This is a genomic window from Liquorilactobacillus satsumensis (genome assembly GCF_964065465.1).
Classification (GTDB): Bacteria; Bacillota; Bacilli; order Lactobacillales; family Lactobacillaceae; genus Liquorilactobacillus; species Liquorilactobacillus satsumensis.
In genome coordinates, this window is sequence record NZ_OZ061606.1 from 1,420,786 (window position 1) to 1,432,004 (window position 11,219).

The window sequence follows — 11,219 nt, forward strand, 5'->3', positions numbered from 1 at the left end:
TGAGGCGTGTTTAATAAATCATTTAAAGGATTATCCACGGCATTGATCTCGATTATCGCGGGTTTTATAGTCGGCGCGATTGCGATGTTGGTGTTTGGTTACGATCCACTACAGAATTATCAAAACTTGTTGGTTGGCTCACTAGGAGATATTTATTCCATTGGTGAGACACTCCGAAACATGATTCCGTTGATTCTGACAGGGCTGGGTTTTGCAGTTGCTAGCAAGGCAGGTTTCTTTAATATTGGTGGGCCAGGGCAATATCTAATGGGTTGGTTCGGTACAATTGCTTTTGCACTTCATTTTTCACAGCTACCAGGAATTATTTTGATTATAGGAGCTTTGCTTTGTGGCGCATTGGCTGGAGGAATCTGGTCGTTGATTGCCGGAGTCTTGCGGGCATATTTTGGGACAAGCGAAGTTATTACGACGATTATGTTGAACTATATTGCACTGTATTTTGTCAACTTTGCAGTTAAAAATTGGCTAGCTGCCAAGGGGAGCGATTCTTCCCCGAATATTGCACGTAAAGCAAGTTTGAATACGCATTTTTTGCAGGAATTGACACACAATTCAACTTTTAATTGGGGCTTTTTCATTGCATTAGTAATTGTGGGACTTGTCTGGATCTACTTTAACAAGACACGTTCTGGTTTTGAGATCAAAGCTGTCGGAATTAACGAAGCGGCCTCAAAATATGCTGGTGTGAATGTCAAAAGAACAATCGTGATTGCGATGCTGCTTTCAGGTGTGCTTGCCGGCTTAGGTGGCGCAATTGACGGTTTGGGCAATTTCCAGAATATCTCAGTTTCTAATAACCTGCCTAACGTCGGGTTTAATGGAATGGCGGTTGCATTGTTGGCGGCTGAAAATCCAATTGGAATTGTTTTTGCAGCGCTGCTTTTTTCAGCATTGCAAATTGGCGGTTTGAGCATTTCCGTTTACTCAAATACTCCTAGTGAAATTGTTGAAATCGTGATTGCTGCAATCATCTTCTTTGTTGCAATTAAGTATGTTTTTGAGCGCTTTTTAAAAAAGAGTTGGCTTACCAGGAAACAACAGGCTAAGAAAGAGGGTGCGGATAAATGAGTTTAACAACAATTTTAATGACGGTTTTTTCGACAACTTTAATATACGCAGCACCCTTGATTTTTACAGCGCTTGGTGGAACCTTTTCTGAACGCAGTGGAGTAGTGAACGTTGGGTTAGAAGGAATGATGATTGTAGGTGCTTTTAGCAGTACAGTTTTCAATCTTGCATTTGCAAATGTACTTGGAAGTGCAACTCCCTGGATTTCACTGTTGGTAGGTGCTGTTTTCGGACTGCTCTTTTCGATTTTGCATGCGGTCGCAACTATTAACTTTAGAGCGGATCATATTATTAGTGGGACTGTTTTGAACTTAATGGCACCCGCACTTTGCGTCTTTTTAACCCGTATTTTTTACAGTGGAAAGGGCCAGACGCCAGTGCTTGATCAAAGCATGGGAACCTTTACTTTTCCAGTGCTGTCGCAGATTCCTTTTATAGGAAAAGTCCTTTTCACCCGGACATCATTAGTGGCTTTTTTAGCAGTTCTTGTGGGGATTGCCAGCTGGTATTTCCTTTATCGGACAAACATAGGGTTAAGATTGCGCTCAGTTGGTGAAAATCCGACTGCAGCGGATACACTCGGAATTAATGTCGGGACCTATCGTTATTTAGGAGTTCTGCTGTCAGGCTTCTTAGGCGGGATTGGTGGAGCTGTAATGGCACAATCAATTACACTGAACTTTTCTGCAAGCACAATCTCTGGTCAAGGCTTTATGTCATTGGCCGCGATGATTTTTGGAAAATGGAATCCATTAGGTGCAACCGGTGCGGCAATCTTCTTTGGGCTAGCTCAAAGTCTGCCGATTATTGGGGGCTATATTCCAGTACTTTCGCACGTGAATTCAGTTTGGTTCCAGATTGCTCCTTATGCGATTACTGTAATCGTACTAGTCTTTTTCTTGGGTAAGGCAGTTGCCCCAGCAGCCGATGGACAGAATTATATAAAAGGTAAGTAATAATTAGTGGATAAGCGTTAGGACTATTTACAATGTCGCTGTTACTAAAAAGTTCTGAATATTAATGAGAGTGTGACATAAGTCGGGAAAATTTGAGTACTAACTCGAAATTACGAATATAGCGAGTACTTTGCTATGAGTAATTCGAAGTTAGACGGAGAATTTTGACTTATGGAACACGTTTATCCGGAATAAAAGAGGGGCTGTGACAAAAGTTAAATTTTGTCACAGCCCCTAAGCTTTGTGTTGAAAAAACTCCATTTTTGTTCCTGTTTATTAATATTCCCCTTAAAGATCATGACGCAAATTGTCTATTGTTCACAAATGCAGTATTATGAAACAGTAAAACATTAATTGTTGATGAAGGAGAAAATTTTTATGCTTGACATTATTAAAGCGATTATCTTGGGAATCGTCGAAGGTGTGACTGAATTCCTGCCGATTAGTTCAACCGGGCATCTGGTACTTGTTGACGAATTCATTAAGTTGCAACAGTCCAAACAGTTTGTTGACATGTTCAATGTGGTTATTCAATTAGGAGCAATCATGGCTGTTGTTGTGATCTATTTCCACAAATTAAATCCATTGTCTCCGCGCAAGTCTGTAATTGAACGCAAGAAAACATGGACGTTATGGAAAAAAGTGATTATTGCGATTATTCCTTCGGTCATTGTTGGTTTTCCCCTGAACGACTGGATGGATGAGCATCTGATGAACTGGTTTGTTGTTTCGATGGCTTTGATCATTTATGGGGTTCTCTTCATCGTGATTGAAAATCGTAATAAAAATATTGCTCCTAAATATGATAATTTAGATACACTTACATATAAGACAGCAATTGCAATTGGACTTTTCCAAGTTCTGGCGCTAATTCCTGGAACCTCGCGTTCAGGGTCTACAATCTTAGGTGGAATTATGATTGGGACTTCCAGATTTGTTGCGACAGAGTTTTCATTTTTCTTGGCGATTCCGACAATGTTTGGAGCTTCACTCTTAAAGCTTTATAAGTACTTCAACCATGGCGGCTCTTTAGCAGGGTTACAAGGCGTTGTCTTGGCAGTTGGTGTGCTGGTTTCATTTGTGATCGCATATCTTTCAATCCGTTTCTTGTTGAACTACGTGAAGAAAAATGACTTTAAAGCTTTCGGCTGGTACCGAATTGTTTTAGGGGTGGTCGTTATCGGTTACTTTGCATTTTTCCATTAATTATTAAAAACCTTTATAAAAATGAGTTTATGGAACACGTTTATCCGGAATAAAAGGTAGGGCTGTGACAAAAGTTAACTTTTGTCACAGCCCCTTATTTAATGCAGCTAGTCATAGCCCAACTATCAAGCAATTTAACCTTAGTGCTCGAGGGCTCCCGAAAGTTGTCACATTTCTATTTTAACATGCTCCAACTATCAGCCCACTGCGCCTAACGCTAAATTGCAGCTAGTCACAGTCCGACTATCAAGCAATTTAACCTTAGTGCTCGAGGGCTCTCGAAAGTTGTCGCATTTCTATTTTAACATGCTCCAACTATCAGCCCACTGCGCCTAACGCTAAATTGCAGCTAGTCACAGTCCGACTATCAAGCAATTTAACCTTAGTGCTCGAGAGCTCCCGAAAGTTGTCACATTTTTTATTTTGTCACCGTGACATCAACATTTCCTAAACCGTGATCAAATTTAGCACTCCACCTACCAGCCGTTAATTTAGGCGGCAACACAAACGTTCCAGTCGAAACAAGTTGCCCGACTGTGAGCGGGTGTCCTTGTTGCTCTAACTTAGTAACAAGCCAATGAAGTGAGTTCAAAGGATTATCTAGTACTTCAGCAGAAACGCCTTCTTTAAGTTTACGATCATTGCAGCGCAACTCACAATGCACTTGTGCTAGCTCTTCTGGGGTCTTAAAGACATCTGTAGTTGGTTTTTCTGTTCCATAAAGGACGAGTCCGCCGACTGCAGCATCAGACATTACCAGATATTTTGAGAGGGTCGGGAACCAGTCCTTAAAACGGGAATCAGGAACTTCAAGACCTGCTGCAACAGTTGTTTTTTCCATCAACTCAGTCAGCGAATCTGTACTCTTGAGTTCCTGAACGGCTCTAAACTCAAGTTCGACTTCAACTAAGGGTTCCATTAATTCTGAAAGACTAACTTCTGTTGGTGATTGGCGTAGCCGACTTGCAACCTGTGCGCCATAAAGCGGTGAAGTCGAAGCAAACATTTTTTGTGTCTCTGCGCTTGTCAGTGAGACTTTATAAGCCGCAACTTTTTCTTCTTTGAGTTGAGTTAGCCGCTCTTGGACGAGATAGGCGGTTGCTTCGTCTTGAACTGTGCCTTCCCAGTCTGCCATATTGAGCGGAGTGCGTGTTGAATAAGCTGTAAAAAGTTCTTGTGCAAATTTTGCTTGCTTAGTTGTCAAAGATGTAGCTGCTTTAGTTTGTGTTTGGTTCATAATTAACCCCTCCATTTTTTGAGAGCGGTTCCTAAATGTTTGCCCACACTAGTGAGGAACCGCCGCAATTGTACTTCAGCTTCGAAATCTGAATATTACCATCATCGTCTCTTTGAATACCACTTTCATCATCGTGCATGATTCCTCACTTCCTTTCTATTAATAAATTCAAATAAAAAACGCCCTTTGCATAGTTTGAACTAAGCAAAGGGCGTTAAGGACGCTGTACCACCTTTTATTTGCATTCTTTTTTAAAATAAAAAGCATGCCTCTTACAAACTCTTAAAGAATTTGTGTACTCAATAATGGGAGTACCCAGCAAAGGCTAATCTCTTTCGGATTTCGCTTTGCAGCTCATAGGTGATTTTCTTTTACGTTTGTTCGCTTACCTTCCCAGCAGCGGTAAGTCTCTTTTCCACAAGCATAAAGTACTGTCCTACTCGACGCAACTCATTTGAATTTAATTTGTTATCAGTATGCTAACGCGAATATTTAGGATAGTCAAGGGCCTTTTATGATTTTTCAGCAAAAAAATTTAATTTTTACTCATTATTTTAAGATAGTTTTAATGTTGGCGAATTCACGAATCCCCAGATCACTCAACTCACGACCATAACCGGACTTTTTAACGCCTCCAAACGGAAATTCCGGATGTGACGAAAGTGGTTGATTAATTGCAATTTGCCCAGTCTCAACTTGTGAGGCAAGCTGTTGTGCATGTTGAGCATCTTGTGAATAGATTGCGCCACCCAGCCCATAATTTGAGTGGTTGGCAATCTTAAGCATCTCTGCTTCAGTGTCGACTTTGTAGATTTGGGCAACTGGACCAAAAAGTTCAGTGTCATACATTGGATTATCAAAAGTCATGCCAGTGATGATCAAAGGATTGAAGAACGCTCCTGGACCTTCGACGGGTCTTGGATCTCCCCAGAGGACTTTAGAGCCGCCTGCAAGGACATTTGCAACTTGCTTTTGCAGATTCTGTTGTGCCTTTTTTGAAGAAAGGGGAGCAAGTGTTGTCTGCTCATCCAAAGGATCGCCTAATTTTTTTTGCTTAAACTCTGCAATGATACCTGCGAGAAACTTATCGTAAATTTTACTTTGAACAAGATAACGTTTGGCGGCAGTGCAGACTTGGCCTGCATTATTAAGCCGTGCAGAAACTGCCCCGGCAATTGCAGTCTCAAGCTCGGCATCATTTAAGACAATGCAGACATCCGTACCGCCCAGCTCCATAGTTGATTTTTTAAGGTTTTTACCCGCCTCAGCGGCAAGTGTTGCTCCGGCTTTTTCAGAACCTGTCAGGGCAACCCCTTGAACACGTGGGTCTGCAATAATTTTATTGACCTGATCATAGTCGACGAAGAGGTTTTTAAAAGCTCCGGCAGGCAATCCGGCTGCATGGCAAGCATCTTCGAAAGCCTGCGCACATTCCGGCACAATGCTGGCGTGTTTGAGCAAAACTGGATTACCAAGAATGAAGTTAGGGGCAAAGACACGCATGATTTGAGTATACGGGAAGTTCCAAGGTTCAACAGAAAGAATGGCACCAATTGAGCTAAACTCAAGTTGTGCGGTTTTTCCAGCAGCGTTTGAATAGGTCTGATTTTTTAAGGCCTTCTCACCAGCATGAACATAATAATTTGCAAAGGCCGCATTTTTTTTAACTTCGCTGCGTGCCTCATCAATTCGTTTTCCCATATTTGTGGTAAGGTAACGTGCATATTTTTCAAGATGGTCTGTAAATTCAGTTGCAAGACGTGCAAGTAACGCGGCTCTTTTGGAGATAGGTTCCTTTTTAGCCGTTTGGTAGAAAAGTTCCGCATTTTTTAAAGCAGCTTCAACTTCCTGATCAGAGGTTGCAGCAAACTCACGGATTAGTTCCCCATTGTAAGGATTGATTGCTTTATATGACATTCAAACTACTCCTTTCTGATACAGGTCTAATTATAAGAGTAATCGAGATAGGATGAAAATATAATGTTTGGCTACAAAATGAGCTTGAAAGCAAGAGCCTCATATGGGCGCAGTTTAATCTGCGCAGGAACTGCTGAATAACTTGGTATTGGATAATTTGCAAGTAGCAGCTTGAACGTACCGCGTAACGCTGGAGGTAGCTTAACAACGGTTTCTTTTCCATAAAAATTAGCGAGCACAATTAGTTGTTCTTCCTCTAAGAAACGCCGATAAGCAAAAACTTGGGGATGAGTGGCAAAGAGGGCTTCAAAGTGCCCACCGGCAATGATATCTTCTGTCTTACGCAGTTTGATTAACTTTTGGTAAAACGCAAAAATTTCTCCGTCTGCCAATTCGTGGGCGACATTTATGGTTGCTTGATTTGAAGGAAGCAACCAGGGCTTAACTTGTGAAAATCCCGCGTATTTAGCGGCAGTCCACTGCATTGGAGTACGGCTGTTATCGCGTGATTTTAATGAGACAGCTTTGAAAGCTTTTTGCGCAGGATAACCTGCTTGCAAAAGCTCATGATAAGCGTTGCGGGTCTCAATGTCATGATAAGAGGAAATCTTCGAGTATGTTGGGTCGGTCATCCCGAGTTCTTCTCCTTGATAAATAAAAGGGGTTCCACGCAGCAGATGAAGTGCTAACGCCAGCATCTCAGCTGATTTTTCACGATATTTATGGACATCACCGAACCGATTTAGCGCCCGCGGTTGATCATGGTTGTTCCAAAAAAGTGCGTTCCAGCCGCCATGCAAGTCAAGCTCATGCTGCCATTCAAAGAGTAACTTTTTTAATTTCATAAAATCAAATGGAACAGTTTGCCATTTATTGCCATTTTGATAATCGACTTTTAAGTGATGAAAGGTAAAAACCATCGACAATTCATGGTTCTGGGGCTGAGTGTATGCAATTGAATTGGCGACAGTTGTGGAAGACATTTCTCCAACCGTAACAATCTCAGGGTCTTGGCCAAAGCTTGCCTGGTTAAGTTCTTTTAAATAAGTATGGACAACAGGTGTGTCGGTATAGAGCTTTTTTTCCTGCAAAGGATCGGTGGAGTCGCGCAAGATAGTCTGCTTGCCGGTGACGTTGATTACGTCAAAACGGAAACCTTTAACTCCTTTCTTGCGCCAAAAATTAACAATCTTAGCAGCCTCTTGGCGCACATCCGGGTTATGCCAATCTAGATCTGCCTGAGTAGGGTCGTAAAGATGCAGGTAATAGTCGGAACTTGTTCCAAATTTTCCCCATGCAGATCCGCCAAATTTAGATTGCCAATTTGTAGGAGCGGTACCGTCTTGTTTAGGTGGTCTGATGTAAAAGTAGGCACGATATTTTGGATCGCCCGCCAGCGCCTTTTGGAACCACGGATGAGAAGTGGAGCAGTGATTGAAAACCATATCAAGCATAATTGAAATGTTAAGTGCACTCAGCTTTTGTGCCAATTCTTCAAAATCTGCCATTGTTCCGAAAAGAGGGTCAACTTGATAGTAGTCCGCAATATCATAACCATTATCATTTTGAGGGGAGACAAAGAATGGATTGAACCAGATCATATCAATATTCAACTTTTTGAGATAAGGAATTTTGGCAATAATTCCCTGCAGATCGCCAATGCCATCGCCATTGCTATCATAAAAAGACTTCGGATAGATTTGATAGATCACTTTGCGACCTAAATTTTGTTCTTGTGCTGTGATGCTCATAATTGCGGCTTCCTTTCTTTAGTGTGAGTTAAAATTCTTTTTCTACGGGCAAAATCAGTGAATTTGAATTTATCAGGCCGATGGTAAGAGGCGGTGATTTGAAAAAGAGAGGTGTCAGCCAAATAGGTGAGGCTCCTAACGAGTACCACTAAGCCCTCACCGCTCAAATTCAGTTTTTCTCTTACAGCTGCAGGTGCACTTTCAACGGTGATCTCTTTGGTAGCATAGGAGATTTTAAAGCCTAATTCTTCTTCAAGGTAGGCATAGATAGAGTCTTCGGCGGCCTGGTAGGGTAGCTTTTCAACTGGTGGTGAAAGGAGATAATCGCGATCAAGTACATCTGGTTCACCATCGATTAGACGTAATCTTTCAAGAAAAAAAGCAGGCTGTTCGTTGGACAAGCCAACAGCCAATGACGTGGGCACCATTGTTTTTTCAAGCTGCAAGACAACAGTTTTTGCATGCATCCCAAGAGCTTGGTTCAGTTCTTTGAAGCTGGTAATTCCTGAAATTGGGAAAGTAAAACGCTGAAGATTTAATACTAAAGAACCTCTACCCTTGATTTTTTGAATCAAGCCCAATTCATTAAGTTGTTCTAGTGATTTTCGAATTGTTTCCCGCGAAGTACCATATAATTCGCAAAGTTTATGTTCACTAGGTAAAAAAGTTTGTGGAGCGTATATCTTGTGCTTAATTTTAATTGCAATATCTTGGGCAATCATATTTTGCTTATTAATGAGACTCATGGCTAACACGTCCTTTAGAAATCGTTTTCTTGAAGATATTATAACATAGCTGTATATACAGGCAAGTAATGATTTGCCACCACGTTTATAGGCTGTTTTCTGCTGTATTTTTTGGCAATAATTTGCTTGTTTTTCGTATCTGCAGGTTATTAGATAGTCAAAGCTTAATTGTAAAATTGTCGAGGTTGCTAATTGTTGACATCTGTATATACAAGTTTTATGATAAACGTGAATTATTAATGAAAGCGATTTAATTTGAACTGGATTTATAGGAGGGGTTTTAATGTTTGGATTTGGAAAGAAAAAAGCAGTCACGACGCAGGTCCTTTCACCTGCAACTGGAGAAGTTGTTGCGTTAACGGAAGTTGCTGATGCTGTTTTTTCAGGCGGAAGTATGGGTGAAGGATTCGGACTTGAGCCAACTGAAGGCGAGATTATTGCACCAGTTGCAGGCAAAATCACAATGGTTGCTGAAACGAAACACGCATTTGGAATTGAAACCGCAAATGGACTGGAGGTTTTGGTACATCTAGGAATTGACACTGTCGAATTAAAAGGTAAGCCGTTTGAGATGAATGTGGCACGTGGACAAAAAGTTAGAGCAGGGCAAGCAGTTGCCAAAATGGACCTTGCACAAATTAACCAAGCGGGGTTTAAAACAACTATTATCGTTGTGGTTACTAATTCAGCTGACACAGTTGCCGATTTTGAGGTTGATGAAGGACACAGCGGTACGGCAGGTGAGGTTGTAGGAACGATCAGATTAAAGAAAGAAGGGTAAGCTTATGGCAAAGAAAGATTATACAGGGCTGGCTAAAACAATTATTAGCGATGTTGGTGGGCCGCAAAATATTGATAACTTAATCCATTGTATTACACGGTTGCGTTTTTACCTAAAAGATGAAAGCGCTGCTAAAGACCAAGATCTAAAAGCGACTGCAGGTGTCATTGATGTTATTAAAGCTTCGGGACAATACCAAGTTGTGATTGGAAACGAGGTGGAGAATGTTTATGATGCAGTTGTGCAGGAACTTGGGCCAGCCTTTGCAGCTAAGCTTGACGGCGGAAAAGATTCGACAGGTGAGGCTGCTACAAGCCAGCAAGCGGAGCAAGGACCGTTGAGTTGGATTAATAGGTTGATTGGCGTTATTACAGGTTCCATGACTCCGGTAATTGGTGTAATTGCGGCAGCCGGAATTATTAAAGGAATATTGGCATTATTAACGTTACCGCAGTTAGGGGCGTTGCTTGACGTAAAAAGCACTCTTTATTTAACAATCAGCGCCATGGCTGATTCAGCATTTTTCTTTCTGCCGATTTTAGTCGGTTTTTCCGCTGCGCGCTACATGAAAGGGGACCCTGTAATTACGGCGGTGATTGGAGGGGTTTTAACTTATCCGCAAATTATTACATGGGGAACTAAATTCAAAACAATGTTTTCCATCGGGGGCTTTGATTTTCAATTTTTAAACTACACATATTCAATTTTTCCAATGATTTTGGCAGCTTGGTTTGCCAAAGAGATTGGTGGTTGGCTTAAGAAAAATTTGCCTAGTTATCTTCAGATGATTTTTACACCATTAATCACAGTCCTTGTTGTCAGTGCATTAACACTTGTTATCACGGGACCAATCATTCAAGGCGCAGCTAATGGGATTGCTGATTTTATTAACTGGTTAGTTCATTCTTCTGGCTGGCTTGGCGGACTGGTAATCGGTGGTTTCTATCAAATTTTAGTAATTTTTGGACTTCATTGGGGTGTAGTTCCTTTGGTGGCACAACAAATTTCTGGGAGCGGCGAAAGTGCACTGAACGCAATTATTTCGGGTACCATGGTTTCCCAAGGTGCAGCTGTTTTGGCTGTGGCAATTAAGTCTAGAAAGGAAGACCTGAAGGGCTTGGGTTTTGCTGCAGCAATTTCAGCTTTCTGTGGGGTAACAGAGCCCGCAATTTATGGTGTTAATTTACGGTATCGAAAAGTTTTCATTTCTGGGTTGATCGGTTCAGCAGCTTCCGGTTTTATTACAGGTTTAATGCATGGTAACATGTTTGGATTTACGGGTTCTTTGATTGGATTTTCGTCCTTCTTTGATCCTAAGAATCTAACACAACTGACCAGTTTTTACGCCTTCTTACTTTCAAGCGTGGCCGCGATTGTCGTCAGCTTTTTAGTAACTTGGTTCTGGGGCTATAATGACAAGATGGTCATGAGTGAAAAGGTAGAAAAAAAGGAAAATCCTGCTAAGAAAGGTACTGTAAAGGCTTAGGATAATAAAGTATTAAAATGTTTCATGTGGAACAAGTTAGACTGGTTGCA

The 11,219-nt window shown here is 41.4% G+C and carries 7 protein-coding genes and 1 pseudogene; 4 read left to right on the forward strand and 4 right to left on the reverse strand.

Annotated features, from left to right (window positions below; all coding sequences use genetic code 11):
* Positions 1-6 precede the first annotated feature (6 nt).
* From AB3Y88_RS06545 to AB3Y88_RS06555, 3 genes are all read left to right on the forward strand, one after another.
* Positions 7-1,089, forward strand: coding sequence for an ABC transporter permease (locus AB3Y88_RS06545; protein ID WP_056959525.1), 1,083 nt, complete (start codon positions 7-9; stop codon positions 1,087-1,089).
* Complete coding sequence (locus tag AB3Y88_RS06550; RefSeq protein WP_056959527.1) at positions 1,086-2,045, forward strand: ABC transporter permease; 960 nt, start codon at positions 1,086-1,088, stop codon at positions 2,043-2,045. The genes AB3Y88_RS06545 and AB3Y88_RS06550 overlap by 4 nt, the downstream gene beginning before the upstream one ends.
* Positions 2,046-2,423: 378 nt before the next feature.
* Complete coding sequence (locus AB3Y88_RS06555; RefSeq protein WP_056959530.1) at positions 2,424-3,251, forward strand: undecaprenyl-diphosphate phosphatase; 828 nt, start codon at positions 2,424-2,426, stop codon at positions 3,249-3,251.
* A 418-nt stretch (positions 3,252-3,669) separates the two neighbouring features.
* Here AB3Y88_RS06555 and AB3Y88_RS06560 read toward each other — a convergent pair whose 3' ends face one another.
* The 4 genes from AB3Y88_RS06560 to treR form a co-directional block, all read right to left on the reverse strand.
* The gene (locus tag AB3Y88_RS06560) at positions 3,670-4,488 is read right to left on the reverse strand and encodes a 2-keto-4-pentenoate hydratase (protein WP_228888129.1); all 819 of its coding nucleotides are present in this window, start codon (positions 4,486-4,488) and stop codon (positions 3,670-3,672) included.
* 549 nt (positions 4,489-5,037) lie between these two features.
* The gene (locus AB3Y88_RS06565) at positions 5,038-6,405 is read right to left on the reverse strand and encodes an NAD-dependent succinate-semialdehyde dehydrogenase (RefSeq protein WP_056959534.1); all 1,368 of its coding nucleotides are present in this window, start codon (positions 6,403-6,405) and stop codon (positions 5,038-5,040) included.
* A gap of 71 nt (positions 6,406-6,476) precedes the next feature.
* On the reverse strand, positions 6,477-8,156 hold the full coding sequence (gene treC, locus AB3Y88_RS06570; RefSeq protein ID WP_056959536.1) for an alpha,alpha-phosphotrehalase: 1,680 nt from the start codon (positions 8,154-8,156) through the stop codon (positions 6,477-6,479).
* On the reverse strand, positions 8,153-8,902 hold the full coding sequence (gene treR, locus AB3Y88_RS06575) for a trehalose operon repressor (RefSeq protein WP_228889871.1): 750 nt from the start codon (positions 8,900-8,902) through the stop codon (positions 8,153-8,155). Before treR ends, treC begins: the two co-directional genes overlap by 4 nt.
* 283 nt (positions 8,903-9,185) lie before the next feature.
* Here treR and AB3Y88_RS06580 point away from each other — a divergent pair.
* Positions 9,186-11,169 (forward strand): annotated as a pseudogene (locus AB3Y88_RS06580) (glucose PTS transporter subunit IIA).
* Positions 11,170-11,219: the final 50 nt, after the last annotated feature.